The sequence below is a fragment of the Rhodococcus sp. BP-241 genome (genome assembly GCF_019836145.1).
Taxonomy (GTDB): Bacteria; Actinomycetota; Actinomycetes; order Mycobacteriales; family Mycobacteriaceae; genus Rhodococcoides.
On the sequence record NZ_JABUEI010000008.1, the window covers coordinates 1 to 19,876 of the forward strand.

Here is a 19,876-nt window from a genome sequence, read left to right on the forward strand (position 1 = left end):
ACCGCCGGCACTCCGGGATCGGCTACTCCTCGCCAGTGGATTACGAACACGCCTACCATCGACGGGTCACCTCAGACGTGGCCTGAACACCCAACCCGAACTGTCCGGGAAACCGGGTCAAGCTCCAGCCTGCGTTAAGCACGCTTTGTGACAGTTGTGGCTTGAGTCAGCGATTCTAGAGGTTGGAACAGGCGTGAAGTAGTGCGTTATACCGCACTTTGGGTGACTACCCACGGGCTTCTGTTCTGGATCGGGAGATCGTCCACGTGCGCGGGCGAGACCCGGCGTTCGGTATTTCTCATGACTTCGGCTACCTAAATACCACTGGGTCGCTTGAGGTCGAATTGTCCCCCTCGATTCGACTGTCACAGTCGGCTTCCCGCCCGTTATCGCCTGGAGGTTCCTTTGCATCAAGCACGCGGCCACATATTTCCCCGCGGCCTGTTACTGGGTGTGTCTGTCGCCATCTCCTGTGTGCTCGCCCCGAGTGCTGCTCTTGCGCAACCTACTTCAGATCCAAGCCCGCCTACTGCCAGTGTGCCCTCGGACCCGTCTTTGGCAGACACTCCCTTCGTGGATGTGCCTGGAGCGAGCCAACAGTGTGTTGATACTGCTCTGGACAGAGGTGTTGGCAACTGGGTATGCAATGGTGCTGTTCTCACGACGTCGGTTGGTACTGAGGTTCTACCAGTCGTTCCAAGGCCCAACCTGGTGGATCCCGGCGCACAACGGAGAGCTGATGAACCGCCGGACGACCCGGACCTCTGGTGCGAGCCAGATTCGTCCTCACCGTGCAAGTTCACTCGAAGCGAGAACGTTGCGATCAGCAAGAGCAATCTCATCTATGGGAACGAGGATGGGGTGCTGGGCACATTCGACTACTACATGAGGTTGAACTTGAACGGGCGGTCGGCTCGGTACACCACCACAATCACTCATGATGAGGGCCCTCGGCTCACGTTCTTACGGCACGACATTAAATGCCGAGAGAACATCGGCGGAGGTACACCTGATGTGAACTGTGGTTATACGCCCATGGGTTCCGGGTTCAGCGTCTCAGACGTGCCTGGCAACTACTCCTATACCGCCACCGAAGTGCAGGGCCCCCGGCTGGAGGACGCTGGTACCTATTTCGCCGAGGGCGTGGTGCAGTTTCAGCCAGAAGGCTACGACTACGTGTACCTCGTCCCGGAGGTCGCCGGAATATTCGGCCCGGGTCCGCAGAGTGAACGATACATATGCCCTCGATTCGACGGTGACTGCTACTTCAACTACCCGTGAGCGGTCACTTACACACCGTACGACCATCCAAAAACTAGGAGGACACCATGAAACTTATCAGTAGAATTGCTCCAGTGACCTGCGCAGTTGCAGCTGTAGCGCTACTCGGTAGTGGCGTCGCACAAGCCGAGACGCGGACCGGCTGGATCGGTCCCACGCCGCCCGTCAACGGCACTGTTTACTTGCATACGTCGACGATCGACAACGGTGGCATTCCCACCGCAAGCACTCGAATCTATACTTCCTTTGGCTCGTCGGTGGCCCCCGGCACGATGGGAGCCAAAGCGCGGTTGTTTCGTGAGGGTGCACTCTGCAGCGCTACCGATTACCGCTTCAATGCGTTCATCACAAACGCTCAGAACGCGGCAACCACGCGCGATTGCGGTGCGGGTTTTTACAACAGCCATGGTTTCGTCGCGGTTCTGAATCCGACGAACGGAGCCCTCAGCGAGACCGTCACTTTCCCCACCGACCCGCTACAGTATCCGCCGGCAGCATCGGCGCGTCAGCAGAACAGTGCGCCCGAGGGGGAGTCCGGGGTGAACGGCGATGGCGTGTCGTACGGGGAAGCCCTAGGGGTTCAGGACGATGCCGACCTCCCGGAGTTGATCAGCGCGATCGGAACCGATGGGCAAGCCGGGTACATCCGATCAAGCGATCTCACTGCGGGTGCTGCCGACCCTGCAGCCGAGCCCGCGGTGCGAACCGTGCCGCTGCTCACGCGCGATGGTGAAGCGATCGGTACCTTCGAGATCAGTAGCTGACACCGTTGTGGCGGCGCGCCCCTCGACTGGGCGCGCCGCCACAGCACCGTCTCAGTCGAGACCACCAAGAGGAGTTGCGGCGTGGACCAACGTTGGAACAATTTTGAGACTTCCGCCTCCCCTGATGAAGTGCCGCCCCAGGTGGAACAAGGTCACTACGTCGCATTGCCATACTCGGCCCACTACTTGATGATCGCGTGGGTAGCTGGGCCCGGCAGGGTCTTCCGAGTGCCAAGTTCGTTTGAGAATAGGGTCGTGAGAGTGACGAGGCCCGGGTCAGGCCCACAGGCGTCGCCTGTCGTGGAACACATCCCCTTCGAGGAAGACGATCAGCGCGACATCGACGACGGCATCAATCACGGGCTCGGCCTCGTCGGAATCCCACCAATACCCTCACCGTTCGACTGGTACGTGCGAGTCCCGCTATCGATTGCTGATTCAAAGCAACTCAAGGACGCCTTCGTGTCTAAAAATCGTGAAGATTCCGACTCTGGCGTTCTTCGAGCGGTGAGAAAAATCTATGGGGATTTGTTCGACGCACCCGACTAGCGGGTTAAGTAAATGGTTGTCTGCGGATTGATCGCGAGTTCTCTCGGCGTTGATTACGAATTGTCACTTCGGTAGCTCACCACCATCTTTTTCATCGTCTGAGCATGTCTCGCACTGGAATCTTCTACGGTGCCAAGGGGCCGGTGAACTATGGGTTGCACGCGTCCCGGCACGATGCGTCTGCTCTTGTGTTGAGACACAAACAGGCCCGCCGACATGGGACGATCAGCCCTCAAGATGCGCGTCGATAGTGGCTTCGAGCAGCATATTCAGTCGATGAGTCTTAGCTTCCGCAGCTCCGAGTCGTTCAATGAAGGCCACGTCCCAATGGCCGCACCGCTGGCGCAACAGTTCGTTCGTGGACGCAAACTGCTCCGGCACAAGTGAAACGCCCGCTGACCAAGCAGATGCGAGGTGTCCTTGCGCAGCGTCACCCTCGATTCACGCTGCGGCAGGTTCTTCGGGAGCGCAAGGTGCTGCTCGTTCCGCTACAGAAAGGTGTTGTCGGCCCAGAGGTTGCAGAACTTCTCGGTGCGGTGGTGGTCGCTGAGCTCTGGCAAGCAATCCGAGAACGTGCCTCGCTTCCGGAGAACAAGCGCGATCCCGTCATGGTGTACATCGACGAGATTCAGGACTATCTCAAGCTCCCAACTGACCTCGGCGACGTGCTCGCAACGGCGAGAAGCCTGGGTGCCGGCTTGCATCTGGCACACCAGTTTGAGGCGCAGCTGCCGAAACAGATGATCGACGCCGTGCGAAACAACGCACGCTCCCGCGTCGCCTTTCAGCTCCAGGCTAGCGATGCCCGCGACATGGCCTCCGGTCAATCTGTGCTCGCTTCTGAGGACTTCACCGCATTGCCAGCCCACCATGTGTACGCCAGCCTCATCCGCGACAACTCCGTACAACCGTGGGTCTCCGGAATCACCATGCCACCGCCGCCGATCACAAGTGATCCGGCTGAGATCCGGCGCATCAGCCGTGAGCAATTCGGTCAGCCCCTCGATGCAATCGAGGCAGGCTTCGCCGAACTGCTAAACCCCCCGATCACTCAACCCGCGGGGTCTGACGTCGGCCAGCACGGGCGGAAAGCGAGGCGCTCATGAATCAGTCCGAATACCCCCACCGCGCCGATTCGGTGGGCGAACCGGCGTCGATAACAGTGCAGGAAGGTGGCGCGGTCGGTGTAGCGACCGCGTCGACGCAGCCAGCTCCATCATCGCCGGTCAGGCCACAATCCAACGCTCCGCGGGAGCGGACTGATGCTGCCACTCCTGGCAGCATACAGCCCGCAGGTGGCCCGACGCAGCGCGGCCATACGCGGCGGCAGAACCTTGCAGGAATCGCCGATGCGCTGTCTGACCGAGACTGGGCAATTCTGCGGTCGGTGGAAGCTCATCGGTTCCTAACCACCGCGCAGATCACCCGACTGCACTTCGCCGACCACGCTGAGGCATCAGGTCCGGCCCTCACTCGCCGGGTGCTGGGACGGCTCCGTGGCCGTCGCCTGCTGACCACGTTGGAGCGTCGTATCGGCGGGGTTCGGGCCGGAAGCAGCGGACTGGTCTTCTGCGTCGACGTTGTCGGCGACCGGCTCCTACGCCGGGACACGAACCGCCCTTCCCGGCGTCGCTTCTCGGAACCGAGCACCTCGTTCTTGCGGCACACACTGACGGTCGCCGAGACCCACGTTTCCCTCGTCGAGGCAGACCGCGCCGCCAAGTGTCAACTAGTGCGCTGCGATATCGAACCGGCCTCGTGGCGTACGCACGTCGGCGTCGGCGGCGCGCAGCTCGTTCTGAAACCCGACCTGTACGTCGAGACCGCAGTTAACGCCGACAGTCCGTTCGTCAATAGCTGGTTCTTGGAAGTCGATCTCGGGACCGAGCACTTGCCGACACTGATGCGGAAGTGTCACGACTACGACGCGTACTACCGATCGGGCACCGAGCAGACCGAGGCCGGCACGTTCCCATTGGTGGTGTGGATCATGAGCGCCAGGGATCCGGCAGTTGCCGCGCGCCGCCGTCACAGGCTCCGTGAGGCAATCGAGGCCGGTGGCCGCCTGGACGCGAGTCTGTTCCGTGTCGTTGCGCCAGACGAAGTATTGGCCCTCGTCCAAAACGGGGGTGAGCAATGACCGGTCCATCTGACAGCCCGAAGCGACCCGTCGACGTGAGCGCATCCCCTCGGTATAAAACGGTTCTGGCCGACCCACCCTGGGACGTCCTCCAGAAGGGTGGGAAAGGGGCGTCCAGGCACTACGACCTCATGACGCTCGATCAGATCAAGGCGCTGCCTGTGGCCGGCCTCGCGGAGGACAACGCGCACCTGTGGTTATGGGTGACCAACGCGACGCTCCGCGATGGGTACGACGTCATGGAGGCCTGGGGGTTCACACCGCGCTCACCGCTGACATGGGTCAAACCACGAATCCAATTAGGTCACTACCTGCGCAACGCCACCGAGCACCTGCTCTTCGGTACCCGCGGCGTCGCACCCGTTCGATACCGATCGCAGCCAACGTGGATGTTCGCACCAGTCCAGGACCACTCCCACAAGCCGGAGGAACAGTACGCCGTCATCGAGCGGATCAGTCGCGGACCCTTCCTTGAATTGTTTGCCCGACGACACCAGCCCGGCTGGGACGCCTGGGGCAACCAAATCGATTCCTCTGTCGCGATCCCCGGCTACCCCGTGCCATCAGATCGATCAGTCGACACGACCCAGGAGACGCGGTGACGCCGAGGACGCCTCGTCGGTGTCATGCGGCCGTCCATGTCATCGCATCAGCGATGACCGGCCGCACAGCACCGAGGAGGCGCAATGTCCACACCCGAGAGCAGTCTCAAGACGCTTGCCATCCGGCTCAAGCCGGAAGTGCACGCGCAGCTGAGCTTCATCGCGCAGCTGCGGGGGAAGACCATCAACGACGAGGGTCTGCTCGCCGTGACCGGTCACATCGCGCAAGCGAAAACGGATCCGGTCTTGTTGGCGAAAGCCGATCAGGCCCGTCAGGAGATCGAGCGGGATGCGGCCGTCAGGCGGGACGCGATCGCCAGCATGTTCGATACGGGTTCGACCGCCGAATCTGGCGACACCGCGCGCCCAGCACGGTCGCGCCGACCGCAGAAGGGAGACGACACGACGCCCAGCTGACGACCGTCAGCCAGGGGCTGGACAACACCGGGCGGGTCGGCGGAGAAGAGGCTTTACTGCCCTTTTCTGCCGCCCGACCCGGCAATCCCCACCCAGACCTGCTGCCGCTGAAATGTGGCCTCCTATGCGCCACCTGGACGGGCAGGAATGGTTGCGAGAAATGCCGGTGCGTTGTAGAAAATGCCCAAACTATTGCTTTGGTGCAATGCGTGCAGTTATTATATATTGCGAATGGAGGAATTGCGCAATGACACCAGAGCAAGTTAACGACCTCACAAAGGTCCTCCGTGAGCGACGGGAATCGCTCGGCTTGTCTGCCAACGAAGTCGGTCGCAGAGTCGGCATGAGCGCCACTACTTATTGGCGGATCGAGGACGGTCAAATTGCCAGCCCGAAAGCCGAAACGCTGCAAGCCATCGGCGAAGTCCTTGGCATCTCGGCCGGCGATCTCTTCGCCAGCGCGGGATGGATTTCCAACAAAGAGCTGCCCACGCTCCGGCCGTACCTACGCACCAAGTATGACTTGCCGCCTGAAGCGATGGGGGAGATCGAGGCGCAATTCGATGAGATTGCGAGAAAGCATGGAATCAGTTTCGATGCTGCAACCGGCCCGGTCGGCGGAGAAGATGAATAAACCACAAGATTACACAACCCATTAGTGGGAAAGGAGGATTACCATGACAGACAAGTATCAGCAACACACGCTCAGCGTTCTTGCGACCCTGCGGTCCGTCATTCCGCGCCGTAGTGACGTCACCTACGACGAGGCGCTTCGCATCGCCGAGTTGCAGGCGAACAAGCTGCTGGCGGCTCACGCTATTTCAGAGGGCAGCACGCCAACCGAGTTGATTAGCGAACTTCCTAAGATCACCATCGCCTACACCGGTGCGCTGGTCGCGGGAGCCAGCTACTGGGACACGACCCGTCGAACCTGGGTGATCCTCCTGAGCCGCGCGGACTCGTGGCAGCGGCAGCGTTTCACTCTCGCGCACGAGTACAAGCACATCATCGACCACGGACGAAGCGGGGACTTGTACCGCGGGGATCGCAGAGCATCCGCCGCGACCCAGGCGGAACGCGTCGCTGACTACTTCGCTGCCTGCGTGCTCATGCCGCGCCGCGCTCTGAAGCGGGTTTGGGGCAACGGTATGCAGCGCACAGATGCACTTGCGGCGTACTTCCAGGTAAGCGAGCGCGCAATCGGAGTTCGGCTCCGGCAGACGGGTCTGGTCGACGACTGGACACGCTGCACACGTGCTGATGAGCCAGGTGGGTACAGCAGGCGTCTTGAGAAGGTCTCGTCGCCACGAATGGGGGAGTTGATCGCGTGACATCTGAACAGGGCATCGCAGCAGGCCAAGTATCGAATGCTGCCGCGAAGCGCGCCGTCTCCTACCTGCGAGTCTCCACCAAGGAACAGGCGGAACGCGACGGCGACCCCGAGGGCTACTCGCTCCCCGCGCAGCGCGAAGCGAACCGCCGCAGAGCCGCAACGAAAGAGGCGGTCATTGTCGAGGAGTTCGTCGAGCGAGGTGAATCTGCCAAGTATGCGGAGTCGCGCCCTGAGCTACAGAGGCTACTTACGTACCTGAAAGAGAACTCAGTCGACTACGTCATTGTGCATAAAGTCGACCGACTGGCTCGGAACCGACTCGACGATGCGCAGATTCACTGGGCAATCAAGCAAGCAGGGGCGGAGTTGGTGTCCGCCACCCAGAATATCGACGAGACGCCCTCGGGAATGCTCCTTCACGGCATCATGAGCTCGATCGCGGAATTCTACAGCCAAAACCTTGCGTTCGAAGTCAACAAAGGGATGGAGCAGAAGGCCAAGACCGGTGGGACGCCAGGCAGGGCTCCGCTTGGATACTTGAATGTCCAGCAGATCAATGCTGACGGCGCTCAGGTACGAACGGTCGTCGTGGACCCTGAACGAGCCCCGCACATAACGTGGGCTTTCGAGGTTTTCGCGATGGGGGATTGGACGCTGAAGGCGATGGCGAAGGAACTCGAACATCGTGGTCTGACGACGCGGTCAACTCCCAAATCGCCAGCACGTCCAATCAAGTACAACAGTCTCTACAGGATTCTCACTACGCCGTATTACAAGGGCGAGGTGACATATCGCGGCGTCAGGTACCCAGGGCGACATGCGCCACTCATCGACGAGCTGACTTGGACGAAGGTGCAGGAGGTGCTGGCTTCGCACGCCACGGGAGAAAAGCAGCGCGAGCATCCCCATTATTTGAAGTCATCGGTGTTTTGCGGGAATTGCGGTAGTCGACTAATTATCACGAACTCCAAGAACCGGTCTGGCAGGGTCTACCCGTACTTCATCTGCCTCGGGCGACATCAGAAGACGACCCCATGCACCATGAAGGCAGTGCTGATTTCTCGGGTGGAGGATCTCGTCGCTGAGCACTACGAGACTGTCCAGTTGGAACCGGAGTTGAGCGGGCAAATCGAAGCAATGGTGCGCGATGAGCTGATGTCGAGCCGAGCTGCTGCTGATCGGGAATTGAAGACCCTCGGTACGCAGAAGCAACGGCTAGAATCAGAGCGCTTGCGTCTACTGCAGGCTCACTACGCTGGGGCCATCCCTCTTGAGTTGCTCAAGACGGAGCAAGACCGTATCGCTAACAACCTGGCAAGGATCGGCGCGCGCCTCGAAGCGGCCTCAACGCAGGTGGAGGAGTTCGACAAGGCGCTCCGGCAAGCGTTACATCTGGCCGAGAATTGCGCCGAGGCGTATGAGCGCGCGGGCAGGACGTCTGCTGGTCGCCACCTACGGCGATTACTCAATCAGGCCCTCTTCACGAAAATTTTAGTGCACGAGACGATCGTGGAAGTCGAGCTGGCGGAGCCGTTTGACACAGTGCTCGGCCACGAAGTCGTCAACGCCGCACGGGCACACGTTCGACCAGCCACTCACAAGTTCGACGCAGGGCCGCAGTTGAACTATGCGTCGGTCGGTCGTGCAAACAAAAAACCTGCGCTTCGCGGCGCAGGTTTGAAAGTGACTACTTTGGTGCCCCCGGCAGGATTCGAACCTGCGACCAAGGGATTAGAAGGCCCTTGCTCTATCCCCTGAGCTACGGAGGCGCGCATCGGTGTCCGATGCGCCGTCGAGTGTAGCGAGACGCTGCGCCCTGCCCGGGCCGGAGGTGCGGCTTAGACTTCTCGCTCCGAGGGAAGGCAGCAGGCGTGCAGGACGTGATGGACCAGGTGCTCGCAGCGTGGCGCGCGGGGGAGTCCGTGGGCGTGGGCACCGTGGTGCGCACGTTCCGATCGGCACCGCGTCCGCCGGGTGCGTCGATGGCTGTGCTCGCGGACGGCAGAGTCGTCGGGTCGGTGTCCGGTGGCTGCGTCGAGGGCGCGGTGTACGAGGCCGCGCAGAACGGTGAGGCGGGTCTGCATCGCTACGGAGTCAGCGACGACGATGCGTTCGCGGTGGGTCTGACCTGCGGGGGCATCCTCGACGTCTTCGTCGAGACCGTGTCCCGAACGACCTTTCCGGAGTTCGGCGCGGTGGCGTCGGCGATCGCGGAGCACCGGCCGGTCGCGGTGGCCACTGTCCTCGAGCACCCCGATGCTGCGCGGGTCGGCTCTCGCCTGGTCGTCGACCCGGTGGCGGCGTCCGGCACGCTCGGGTCGCCCCGCGTGAATGCCGCGGTGATCGACGACGCCCGTGGTCTTCTCGAAGCGGGCCGCACCGACGTCCTGCACTACGGCCCCGACGGTCAGCGGCGCGGCGAGGGAATGACGGTGTTCGTGAACTCCTTCGCGCCCCGTGCTCGCATGATCGTGTTCGGTGCGATCGACTTCGCGTCGGCGGTGGCGCGTCAGGGTGCGCTGCTCGGCTATCGCGTGACCGTCTGCGATGCGCGGCCGGTGTTCACGACAACCGAGCGATTCCCGACGGCCGACGAGGTGGTCGTCGAGTGGCCGCACCGCTACCTCGAGCGACTGCAGGCCGAGGGTGAGATCGACGAGCGCACCGTGATCTGCGTACTGACCCACGACCCCAAGTTCGACGTGCCGCTGCTCGAGGTGGCGTTGCGGCTGCCCCGCGTCGGCTACGTGGGTGCGATGGGGTCGCGGCGAACCCACGACGATCGGGTCGCGAGACTGCGCGAGGTGGGAATCGGCGACGACGAGCTCGCGCGACTGTCGTCCCCGATCGGGCTCGACCTCGGCGCCCGGACACCGGAGGAGACGGCGGTGTCGATCGCGGCGGAGATCGTCGCGAGGCGGTGGGGCGGGAACGGACGGCCGCTGGGGGAGCGCGAGGGACGCATTCACCATTGACGCCCCTCGCGAGTACGTCCGAACAGCTGCTGCAGCGCGGAGGATCACGACGTTTCCGGCGTACTCGCCGGAGGGGGTGACGTGTGAGTTGCGCGTCTACTACGTCCCGTAGGTGCTGCGATGCCGGTCACCTCCTACCCTGGAGGTATGGCAACGACTGAGGCACCGCGTTCCGCGACCGCGGAACCGGACGGTGGGGCGCGACGAGCCGGATCGGCAGGCGTGTTCGCGAGTGCCGGACTGATCGCCGCGGTGGTGGCCGGCCTGATCGTCGCACTGTCCGCGTCGCAGGCGTTGGTCCTGCTCGGCATCCCGGATCCGGGTCCGGTGACGACGTACGGTCTGCCCGCTGTGCGCGCGCTCGGGGAGGTCGCCGCCGTCATCGCCGTGGGCTCTCTGCTGCTCGCAGCCTTCCTCGTGCCGCCGCAGAGATCGGGCGTCCTCGACATCGACGGCTATCGCGCGCTGCGCACCGCGTCGTCGGCGGCAATCGTGTGGGCGGCCTGCGCGATCGTGCTGGTGCCGCTGACCCTCTCGGACACGTCCGGTCAGCCGGTGTCCGAGGCGCTGCGTCCCGAGAACCTGTGGTCGGGCCTGTCGCAGATCGAGTTGGCCCGCGCGTGGCAGTGGACCGCGATCATCGCGATCGTGCTCGCACTCGGGACACGTGCCGTGCTGCGGTGGTCGTGGACGCCGATCCTGCTGGTGGTCGCGCTCGGCTCGCTCATGCCTCTCGCACTGTCGGGGCACTCGTCGTCCGGTGGATCGCACGACGTCGCCACCAACAGCCTCATCCTGCATCTTCTCGCCGCGTCGCTCTGGGCGGGCGGACTGTTCGCCGTCCTGGCGCACGCCCGTCGCGCCGGCGCGCACACCGATGTCGCGGCACGGCGCTTCTCCGCGGTCGCCACGGTGGCGTTCGTGGTCATGGGTGTCAGTGGAGTGGTCAACGCCTTCGTCCGCGTCGAGCCCGCAGATCTGTTCGACACCACCTACGGCCGACTCGTACTCGCCAAGGTCGTCGCCCTGGTCGTCCTCGGCGTGTTCGGCTACACCCAGCGTCGACGCGCCCTGCCCGCGCTCGCCGCGGACCCGACGTCGCGCGCGAATCTCGTGCGTTTCGCCGGTGCCGAGGTACTGGTCTTCGCGGCCACGATCGGGCTCGCGGTCGGACTCTCCCGCACACCGCCCCCGCTGGGGAGCGCTCGGGAGCTGACGCTCACCGAGGCGGAGTTGGGGTACGACCTCACCGCGCCCCCGAGCCTCGGGCGTTTCCTCTTCGACTGGCGGTTCGACCTGATCTTCGGCACCGCCGCCGTCGTCATGGCCGTCGTCTACCTCCTCGGCGTTCGTCGACTGCGGGCCCGTGGCGACGCATGGCCGGTGGGTCGCACGATCGCCTGGGTCCTGGGCTGCGCGACGCTGCTGTTCGCGACGTCGTCGGGTGTCTACCGCTACTCGATGGCGATGTTCAGCGTGCACATGGGCTCGCACATGGTGCTGTCGATGCTCACCCCGGTGCTGCTCGCGCTCGGCGGCGGCGTGACCCTGGCCCTACGGGTGCTGCCGGCGGCCGGCCGGGACGGTGTGCCGGGACCGCGCGAGTGGATCCTCGAGGCCCTGCACAGCCCGGTGTCCCGGTTCCTCACCCAGCCACTGGTCGCGGCCGTCATCTTCGTGGGTGGCTTCTACGCGCTCTACCTCGGCGGCATCTACGGCGCGACCGTCGACTCGCACGGCGCCCACCTGCTGATGAACGCTCACTTCCTGCTGAGCGGCTACCTGTTCTACTGGGTCGTCATCGGGGTCGACCCGGCACCGCGTCGACTGTCGCCCGTGACCAAGCTGGCGATGGTGTTCGGATCGCTGCCGTTCCATGCCTTCTTCGGTATCGCGCTGATGAGCACCGAGACGGTGATGGGCCAGACCTTCTTCCGCGGCCTGTCGCTGCCGTGGAACTCCGACCTCCTGGCCGATCAGCGACTCGGCGGCGGCATCGCGTGGGCGACGGGCGAGATCCCGCTGATCCTCGTCATGCTGGCGTTGCTGGTGCAGTGGTCCAACACGGACCGGAAGGAAGCAGTCCGCACGGACCGGGCGGCCGATCGCGACGACGGTGCGGACCTCGCGGCGCACAACGCGATGTTCGCGGAGCTGGCGCGCCGCGAGCGTGAGCGCAGTTAGAAGACCAGACCGCGCAGGGCGAGGAAGCGGAGCCCGCCGACGATGGCGGTGACTCCGACCAGGATCAGGGCCGACAACGCGGCGCCGGCGGTCGGCAGTGCGACGTCGAGCGCGGTCAGCGCTGCGGTGCTGGCGCCCAGACCGATGAGTGCCAGTCCGCCGCCCTCCCACTGCGCGGTGAACCAGCCCACCCGATCGGCGGCGTGGAACGTGAGACGGCGGTGCAGTTCGTTGGCGAGAACGGTCGACGCCACTGCTCCGACGGCATTGGCCACGATGGAACCCTCGCTGTGCATCGCGACGAACACGGCGACGTAGAGGACGTTGCTGAGCCCGCCGACCAGTGCGAAGCGGACCAACTGGGGGAACGCTCCGTCACTGCGCAGCGCCACCAGCATCGGATGCCCGCGGTGCGAGGGAAGCACGGGGGAGACCACGTTGTCGATCACGACGCCCTCCCGTGCAATCTGCTCTTGACGCTGACGATCTCGTCCGGTGTCAGCGCTCGACCCGGCAGGGGCACCGACCGGTCCGGCACCGCCGCGAGGGAATCGATCACCAGGGCGAAATAGCGTCGCCAGTTGTCCTCGTCCACCTCGTCTGCAACCTCGGCGCCGGCCACGATCATCCGCACCAGGGTGAAGAGGTCGCCGGGCTGCACGTCCGGGCGGAGCTTCCCGGCCTTCTGGGCGCGCTGGATGAGAGTGTTGATGGTCGGTTCGAGCTTGGACCGGACTGCCGCGATGCGGTCGAGGCCGTCGTCGCACCCGAGGACGACGTGACCGAGACCACGGTCCGCGGCCATGTGTCGACACATGAATTCGAAGAAATCGACCATCGCAGCCCAGGGATCGTCGGCCTCCGCGGCCACCTCTGCGCGGCTGAGCACGTCGACCAGACGCTGCTCGAGGATGCCGTCGATGAGTTCCTGCTTGTTGGCGAACCGCCGGTACACGGTGCCCACACCCACCCCGGCGCGCGCAGCGACATCGTCGAGCGTGATCTCGAGACCCTTGCGTGCCAACAACTCTCGCGCACAGTCGATGATCTTGAGCTTGTTCCGCTCGGCGTCCGCTCGAAGCGGCTTCGCCGCTGTGGTGGGTTTCACAGTCCGTTTCGTCCTGGTTCGTCGGTTAACCGGAGGGCGTACCTCCGCATCGCTGCTATCGTCTTGCTATCCGGAGCGTACGCCTCCGTATAGCTCCATTTCACGCCGTACCGAAGCGAGGATCAATGTCTTCCACCACATCCGACGTCGGAAACGTCCAACCGACGATTCGGTCGAGCGTGCACGACGCGCTCGACCGCACTCGCTGGCTCATCCTGGGCGTACTCGGCCTGGCCCAGCTGATGGTCGTGCTCGACGCGACCGTCGTGAACATCGCGCTTCCCGCCGCACAGCTCGATCTCGGCTTCGACAACGCGGACCGATCGTGGGTGGTCACCTCCTACGCTCTGGCATTCGGCAGCCTCCTGCTGCTCGGTGGTCGACTCAGTGACCTCTTCGGTCGCCGCACCACGTTCCTCGTGGGACTCGTCGGCTTCGCGGTGATGTCCGCCGTCGGCGGCGCAGCCGTCAACTTCGGCATGCTGGTCGCGGCCCGTGCGGGACAGGGTGTCTTCGGCGCCCTGCTCGCTCCCGCAGCGCTGTCCCTGCTGACCACGACGTTCACGGATCCGAAGGAACGTGCGAAGGCGTTCGGCATCTTCGGCGCGGTCGCCGGTGCCGGCGGCGCCATCGGCCTGCTTCTCGGCGGTGTGCTCACGGAGTGGGCGAACTGGCGCTGGAGCCTGTACGTCAACTTGATCTTCGCGGGAATCGCGTTCGTCGGCGGCTTCCTCCTGCTGGCCAAGCACCGCGCCACCGAGCGTCCGGTACTCGACATCCCCGGCACCCTCACCGTGTCCGCGGCGCTGTTCTCCATCGTCTACGGATTCGCGCACGCCGAGTCCGACGGATGGAGCAACGCGGTGACCATCGGTTTCCTCGCGGTCGGTGTGGTCCTGCTCGGTGTCTTCGTCTACCTGCAGACGCGGGCGACGCATCCGCTTCTCCCGCTGCGCATCGTGCTCGACCGCACCCGCGGCGGCGCGTACCTCGCGGTGTTCGTCATCGGTGCCGGCATGTTCGCGGTGTTCCTGTTCCTCACGTACTACCTGCAGAGCACGCTCGGCTACACGCCCATCACCACCGGGTTCGCGTTCCTGCCGATGATCGCGACCCTCGTGGTCACGGCCACCGTCGCGACGTCGGTCATCCTGCCGCGCTTCGGGCCTCGCGTTCTCATGTCCGCCGGCATGCTGATCGCGTCGGCCGGCATGGCCCTGCTGACCCAGATCTCGATCGACAGTTCCTACGCCGCGCACATCCTGCCGAGCCTGCTCGTCATGGGCGTGGGCATGGGCGCCACGATGGCCCCGGCCATGCAGGGCGCCGTGTCCGGAGTCTCGCCGGACGACGCCGGCGTCGCCTCCGCGACCGTCAACACGATGCAGCAGATCGGCGGATCCATCGGTACTGCGCTGCTCAGCACCATCGCGGCGACGGCAGCGACGAACTACGCGACCGACAACCAGGCGGCCGTGGCTCAGGCCGCGGATCCGCAGGCCGCCGCGACGCTGCTCCGGATGAACGCGGAGATCGCCAGCTACACCACGACGTTCTGGTGGGCGTCGGGCATCTTCCTCGCCGGCTCGGTGATGGCAGCGCTGCTCGTCCGCTCGGGCAAGCTGCCCGACGGACCCGAGGGTGCCACCGTCGTCGCTCACTGACGTACACAGTCACCGGATCCGGTGCAGAGAACCGTGTCAGACGCGGTTCTCTGCACCGGATTCGTCGTGAATGCGGGTGAGCAGGTCGGTGAGGGTCGCTCGGTCGTCCGCGCTCAGGCCGGCGAACATCGCCTCGGACGCGCTGCGCTGCGCCTGCGCGATGGTGTCCGCGAGTGCCCGCCCCTCGTCGGTGAGGTCGAGCAGAACCGCGCGACGATCGGTGGCATCGGCGTGCCGTGCGACGTAGCCGGCCGACTCCAGCGCGTCGACGACATCGGTTGCCGATCGGGGTGCGATGCGCAACCGTTCCGCCAGATCTCCGGGCCGAAGTGGTCCCGCCGCGCCGGACAGCACGCGCAGTGCCCGTCCGTGTGAGGGCGAGAGTCCGAAAGGTTCGAGTGCGGCCATGTGGCGGCGCCGCATCGACCTGGCCACCATCATGACCAGATCGGCCGGATCCTTCTCGTGGGAATGCACGGGACGATACTAGCGTTGCAGCGGTCGACCTCATAATGAGGTAACCTCAGCTCTACCCGATCAGGGAGGTCATATGCGTTCCTCCACCACACCGGCAAGGCCGGTGCAGTCCCCCGTGACATCTGCGGACCACCAGCCCGCACCGCTCGGGCGCGTCGTCGCCCTCTTCCGGCCCTATCGCGGCCGGGTCGCCGCGGTGAGCGCGGTCATCACCCTCAGCGCCGTCGTGGCACTGGGATCGCCGCTGCTCCTGCGCGACATGCTCGATCACGCCATCCCGAACGCCGACGTCACGCTGGTGACGATCCTCGCGGCCGGCATGATCGCGATCGCCGTCGTCACCAGCTGTCTCGGCGTCGCCCAGACCTGGATGTCCAACAGCATCGGGCAGGCCCTGATGCATCAGCTCCGCGTGCAGGTCTACTCGCACCTCCAGCGTCAGTCGCTCGGCTTCTTCGCGCGCACCCGCACCGGCGAGGTGCAGTCGCGCATCGCCAACGACATCGGCGGCATGCAGTCCGTCGTCACCAACACGGCCACGTCGATCGCTCAGAACGCGACCACCGTCATGGCCACCGTCGTCGCGCTCTTTCTGCTCGACTGGAAACTGGCCCTTTTCTCGCTCGCCATCCTGCCGGTGTTCGTCCGCATCGCTCGGCGGGTCGGCGACGAGCGTCGCCGTATCTCCACCGTGCGGCAACGCCTGCTCAGCGATCTGTCCGTCCAGGTGGAGGAGTCGCTCTCGGTGAGCGGCATCCTGTTGGGCAAGACGACCGGCGCGTCGTCGGTCCTCACGAATCGGTTCACCGAACGCTCGTCCGAGGTCGCCGACGTCGAACTCCGCTCGATGATGGCGGGCAAGTGGCGCATGGCGACCATGTCGATCAGCTTTGCCGCGATGCCGGCCCTGGTCTACTGGTTCGCCGGCATCACCATCGGCAACGGCAGCGCGTTGACGGTGGGAACGCTGGTCGCGTTCACCACCCTCCAGACTCAGCTGTTCCGCCCCACGATGATGCTGCTCAACACCGGCGTCGAGGTGCAGAGCTCCCTGGCTCTGTTCGGCCGAGTCTTCGAGTACCTCGATCTCCCGGTGGACATCGACGAACCCGCCGTACCGACGCCGATCGATCCGACGGCCCGACGCGGTGAGGTGCGCTTCCGCCACGTGGGCTTCGACTATCCGGGTGCGGCACATCCGACGCTCACGGACATCGACCTCACGGTCCCCGCCGGGAGCACCCTGGCGATCGTGGGAGCGACCGGCGCCGGCAAGACGACACTCGGGTATCTGACGGCGCGGCTCTACGATCCGACGTCCGGGTCGGTCGAGGTCGACGGTGTCGATCTCCGCGATCTCTCGCTCGCCGACGTGTCCGCGACGGTCGGGGTGGTGTCGCAGGAGACCTATCTCTTCCACGACACGATCCGCGAGAACCTCCGCTTCGCGCGGCCCGACGCCACCGACGCGGACATCGAGAATGCCGCTCGCACAGCGCAGATCCACGATTTCATCGCCTCGCTCGACGACGGCTACGACACGATGGTGGGGGAGCGTGGCTACCGGTTCTCCGGCGGCGAGAAGCAGCGCCTCGCCATCGCGCGCACCGTTCTGCGCAACCCGCCCGTCCTCGTTCTGGACGAGGCCACCAGCGCTCTGGACACCACCACCGAACGTGCTCTGGCCGACGCGATCGACCAGCTCGAGCAGGACCGCACCACCATCGTGGTGGCCCACCGACTCTCCACCGTGCGGTCGGCCGATCGCATCGTGGTGCTCGATCACGGGCACGTCGTCGAATCGGGATCCCACGACGAACTCGTCGCCCGCGGCGGTGCCTACGCCGCACTGCTGGCGGCGTCCGGCGACTCGCTGGTCACTGCCTGACCGTTCCTCCTGTCAACCCCCGCGGCGCTCCTGTGGACGGCCGTCCACAGGTGCTCGCGGGCCCTTCTGTCCGCGGTGCGAGCGGCGCAGAGTCGGGGGCGCGGTCGGTACCGGATCGACCGCGAGAGGGGGGGAACGATGTACGAGTCGTATCTGACCGTGGTGGGCACCGTCATCACCGATCCGATCAAGCGCACCACGCCGTCCGGCGACGAGGTGCTCAGCTTCCGCGTGGCCAGCAATTCGCGCCGCATGGACCGCGAGAGTGGGGAGTGGCAGGACGGGGACACGCTCTACGCCTCGGTCAGCTGCTGGCGACGTCTGGTGTCGGGGGTCGGAGCGTCGCTGATGAAGGGCGATTCGGTCATCGTCTTCGGGCAGGCGCACACCAACGAGTACACGACCAAGGAGGGCGTGGGCCGAGCCGATCTCGAGATCCGAGCCACCGCGGTGGGACCCGATCTCGCTCGGTGCCACGTCAAAGTGGACCGGCCGCGTCAGGCGGCCGAGCGGCAGGAGTCCGGCGAGACCGTCGCCGAGGCCGCGGTGGACACGGCCGAGCCCGAGCCGGTGCCGGTGGGCTGACCGCGAACGGTTTCACGGGCACCGGTCGGTCCCGGTAGACTTCCGCGTCGAGCACATCTCCCAGTTGTCGGCCCCGTCGTCGGCATCTCAGCCGGCGCGATCCGCCCGGCACACACGCTGGTGAGCACATCGAGAGGAACTCGTGGCGGAATTCATCTACACCATGAAGAAGGTGCGCAAGGCGCACGGCGACAAGGTCATTCTGGACGACGTGACGATGAGCTTCCTGCCGGGAGCGAAGATCGGCGTCGTCGGCCCCAACGGCGCCGGCAAGTCTTCGATCCTCAAGATCATGGCCGGGATCGACCAGCCCGGAAACGGTGAGGCGTTCCTCGCGCAGGGCGCCACCGTCGGCATCCTCATGCAGGAGCCCGAGCTCGACGAGAACAAGACGGTTCGCGAGAACGTCGAGGACGGTCTCGGCGAGACGATGGTCCAACTCAAGCGGTACAACGAGATCGCCGAGCTGATGGCCACCGACTACTCCGACGAGCTGATGGAGGAGATGGGCGAGCTGCAGGAGAAGCTCGACCACGCCGACGCGTGGGAGATCGACTCGCAGCTCGAGCAGGCCATGGACGCACTGCGCTGCCCGCCGCCGGACGAGGGTGTGACCCACCTGTCCGGTGGTGAGAAGCGTCGTGTGGCGTTGTGCAAGCTGCTGCTGAGCAAGCCGGACCTGCTGCTGCTCGACGAGCCCACCAACCACCTCGACGCCGAGTCGGTTCTCTGGCTCGAGCAGCATCTGGCCGCGTACCAGGGTGCCATCCTGGCCGTGACCCACGACCGGTACTTCCTCGATCACGTCGCGCAGTGGATCTGCGAGGTCGACCGTGGTCGCCTCTACCCCTACGAGGGCAACTACTCCACCTACCTGGAGAAGAAGGCCGAGCGTCTCGAGGTCCAGGGCAAGAAGGACCAGAAGCTGCAGAAGCGCCTCAAGGACGAACTCGCCTGGGTCCGCTCCGGCGCCAAGGCTCGCCAGGCCAAGAACAAGGCACGTCTCGATCGCTACGACGAGATGGCGGCCGAGGCCGACAAGATGCGCAAGCTCGACTTCGACGAGATCCAGATCCCCAACCCGCCGCGCCTCGGCGACGTCGTGGTCGAGGTCAAGAGCCTCGACAAGGGCTTCGACGGCCGCGTGCTGATCAAGGACCTGTCGTTCACGCTTCCGCGAAACGGCATCGTCGGTGTCATCGGCCCCAACGGCGTCGGAAAGACCACGCTCTTCAAGACCATCGTCGGTCTCGAGGAGCCGGACGGCGGCGAGGTCAAGATCGGTCAGACGGTCAAGCTGAGCTACGTCGACCAGAACCGATCCGGCATCGACCCGGCGAAGACGGTCTGGGAGACCGTGTCCGACGGCCTGGACTTCATCACCATCGGTACGCAGGAGTTCCCGTCGCGGGCGTACATCAGCTCCTTCGGGTTCAAGGGTCACGACCAGCAGAAGGCGGCCGGAGTCCTGTCCGGTGGCGAGCGCAACCGCCTCAATCTGGCGATGACGCTCAAGCAGGGCGGCAACCTGATCCTGCTCGACGAGCCCACCAACGACCTGGACGTCGAGACGCTCGGTTCGCTGGAGAACGCCCTCGAGGAGTTCCCCGGCTGCGCCGTCGTGATCTCGCACGACCGGTGGTTCCTCGACCGGACGTGCACGCACATCCTGGCGTGGGAAGGCGGATTCGGCGACAACGAGGCCGCTTGGTACTGGTACGAGGGCAACTTCGAGGGCTACGAGGCCAACAAGGTCGAGCGCCTCGGTCCCGACGCCGCTCGCCCGCACCGCGTGACGCACCGGAAGCTCACGCGCGACTGAAATGTACTGGTAAGTAACCTATTTTCATCGCACGCCACGTCACCGCGGTGTTCGGCTCCCGGCCTCGCGAGGCTAGGGTCGGGAGCC

General features: G+C 64.8%; 18 protein-coding genes, 1 tRNA gene and 1 pseudogene. 16 read left to right on the plus strand and 4 right to left on the minus strand.

The features are described from left to right. Window positions 1-573: 573 nt before the first annotated feature. The 10 genes and pseudogenes from HQ308_RS16015 to HQ308_RS23080 all read left to right on the plus strand — a co-directional run. Window positions 574-1,281: a hypothetical protein gene (locus HQ308_RS16015; protein ID WP_222647135.1), complete on the plus strand. Its 708-nt coding sequence runs from the start codon at window positions 574-576 to the stop codon at window positions 1,279-1,281. Window positions 1,282-1,355: 74 nt separating this feature from the next. Then, window positions 1,356-2,045, plus strand: coding sequence for a hypothetical protein (locus tag HQ308_RS16020; protein ID WP_222647137.1), 690 nt, complete (start codon window positions 1,356-1,358; stop codon window positions 2,043-2,045). Between the two features lie 141 nt (window positions 2,046-2,186). Beyond that, on the plus strand, window positions 2,187-2,594 hold the full coding sequence (locus tag HQ308_RS16025; RefSeq protein WP_308115801.1) for a DUF5956 family protein: 408 nt from the start codon (window positions 2,187-2,189) through the stop codon (window positions 2,592-2,594). 383 nt (window positions 2,595-2,977) lie between these two features. Beyond that, window positions 2,978-3,700: a hypothetical protein gene (locus HQ308_RS16030; protein ID WP_374197813.1), complete on the plus strand. Its 723-nt coding sequence runs from the start codon at window positions 2,978-2,980 to the stop codon at window positions 3,698-3,700. After that, window positions 3,697-4,734, plus strand: a complete 1,038-nt coding sequence (locus HQ308_RS16035) for a replication-relaxation family protein (protein WP_222647140.1) — start codon at window positions 3,697-3,699, stop codon at window positions 4,732-4,734. The genes HQ308_RS16030 and HQ308_RS16035 overlap by 4 nt, the downstream gene beginning before the upstream one ends. Beyond that, window positions 4,731-5,336, plus strand: a complete 606-nt coding sequence (locus tag HQ308_RS16040; RefSeq protein WP_222647142.1) for an MT-A70 family methyltransferase — start codon at window positions 4,731-4,733, stop codon at window positions 5,334-5,336. The genes HQ308_RS16035 and HQ308_RS16040 overlap by 4 nt, the downstream gene beginning before the upstream one ends. Before the next feature lie 84 nt (window positions 5,337-5,420). Then, window positions 5,421-5,753, plus strand: a complete 333-nt coding sequence (locus HQ308_RS16045; protein ID WP_222647144.1) for a hypothetical protein — start codon at window positions 5,421-5,423, stop codon at window positions 5,751-5,753. 247 nt (window positions 5,754-6,000) lie between these two features. Continuing rightward, window positions 6,001-6,387 (plus strand): helix-turn-helix domain-containing protein, encoded by a 387-nt coding sequence (locus tag HQ308_RS16050; protein ID WP_222647146.1) that lies wholly within the window; start codon window positions 6,001-6,003, stop codon window positions 6,385-6,387. Between the two features lie 43 nt (window positions 6,388-6,430). Further along, the gene (locus HQ308_RS16055) at window positions 6,431-7,084 is read left to right on the plus strand and encodes an ImmA/IrrE family metallo-endopeptidase (RefSeq protein ID WP_222647148.1); all 654 of its coding nucleotides are present in this window, start codon (window positions 6,431-6,433) and stop codon (window positions 7,082-7,084) included. Beyond that, window positions 7,081-8,166: pseudogene (locus HQ308_RS23080) on the plus strand (recombinase family protein); the annotation flags it as partial. The gene HQ308_RS16055 and the pseudogene HQ308_RS23080, both read left to right, overlap by 4 nt. A 613-nt stretch (window positions 8,167-8,779) precedes the next feature. On the opposite strand, the gene HQ308_RS16070 reads toward HQ308_RS23080, so the two are convergent. Beyond that, window positions 8,780-8,855 (minus strand) — tRNA-Arg (locus HQ308_RS16070). 114 nt (window positions 8,856-8,969) lie between these two features. On the opposite strand from HQ308_RS16070, the gene HQ308_RS16075 reads away from it, so the two are divergent. Together HQ308_RS16075 and HQ308_RS16080 are read left to right on the plus strand one after the other, a co-directional pair. Next, window positions 8,970-10,061, plus strand: coding sequence for an XdhC/CoxI family protein (locus HQ308_RS16075; RefSeq protein ID WP_261776215.1), 1,092 nt, complete (start codon window positions 8,970-8,972; stop codon window positions 10,059-10,061). Window positions 10,062-10,208: 147 nt separating this feature from the next. Beyond that, complete coding sequence (locus tag HQ308_RS16080; RefSeq protein WP_056445944.1) at window positions 10,209-12,245, plus strand: cytochrome c oxidase assembly protein; 2,037 nt, start codon at window positions 10,209-10,211, stop codon at window positions 12,243-12,245. Here the strand turns inward: HQ308_RS16080 and HQ308_RS16085 are convergent. Next, window positions 12,242-12,643, minus strand: a complete 402-nt coding sequence (locus HQ308_RS16085; RefSeq protein WP_222647306.1) for a GtrA family protein — start codon at window positions 12,641-12,643, stop codon at window positions 12,242-12,244. The genes HQ308_RS16080 and HQ308_RS16085 overlap by 4 nt on opposite strands. 47 nt (window positions 12,644-12,690) lie before the next feature. Further along, a complete protein-coding gene (locus tag HQ308_RS16090; protein ID WP_222630196.1) occupies window positions 12,691-13,353 on the minus strand; it encodes a TetR/AcrR family transcriptional regulator in 663 nt (220 codons plus the stop codon). A 125-nt stretch (window positions 13,354-13,478) separates the two neighbouring features. Between HQ308_RS16090 and HQ308_RS16095 the strand changes: the two genes are divergently transcribed. Then, entirely contained in the window at window positions 13,479-15,017 is a 1,539-nt protein-coding gene (locus HQ308_RS16095) for an MFS transporter (RefSeq protein WP_222647150.1), read from the plus strand. A 36-nt stretch (window positions 15,018-15,053) separates the two neighbouring features. Here the strand turns inward: HQ308_RS16095 and HQ308_RS16100 are convergent, their stop codons facing one another. After that, window positions 15,054-15,494, minus strand: coding sequence for a MarR family winged helix-turn-helix transcriptional regulator (locus HQ308_RS16100; RefSeq protein ID WP_027505630.1), 441 nt, complete (start codon window positions 15,492-15,494; stop codon window positions 15,054-15,056). Window positions 15,495-15,567: 73 nt separating this feature from the next. Here HQ308_RS16100 and HQ308_RS16105 point away from each other — a divergent pair, with 73 nt between their 5' ends. From HQ308_RS16105 to ettA, 3 genes are all read left to right on the plus strand, one after another. After that, window positions 15,568-17,382 carry an ABC transporter ATP-binding protein gene (locus HQ308_RS16105; RefSeq protein WP_222631472.1) on the plus strand — a complete coding sequence of 605 codons (1,815 nt, stop codon included), beginning with the start codon at window positions 15,568-15,570 and terminating at the stop codon, window positions 17,380-17,382. Window positions 17,383-17,520: 138 nt separating this feature from the next. Next, window positions 17,521-17,967, plus strand: coding sequence for a single-stranded DNA-binding protein (ssb, locus tag HQ308_RS16110; RefSeq protein ID WP_051613327.1), 447 nt, complete (start codon window positions 17,521-17,523; stop codon window positions 17,965-17,967). A gap of 142 nt (window positions 17,968-18,109) precedes the next feature. Continuing rightward, window positions 18,110-19,789 (plus strand): energy-dependent translational throttle protein EttA, encoded by a 1,680-nt coding sequence (ettA, locus tag HQ308_RS16115; RefSeq protein ID WP_027505632.1) that lies wholly within the window; start codon window positions 18,110-18,112, stop codon window positions 19,787-19,789. Window positions 19,790-19,876 lie beyond the last annotated feature (87 nt).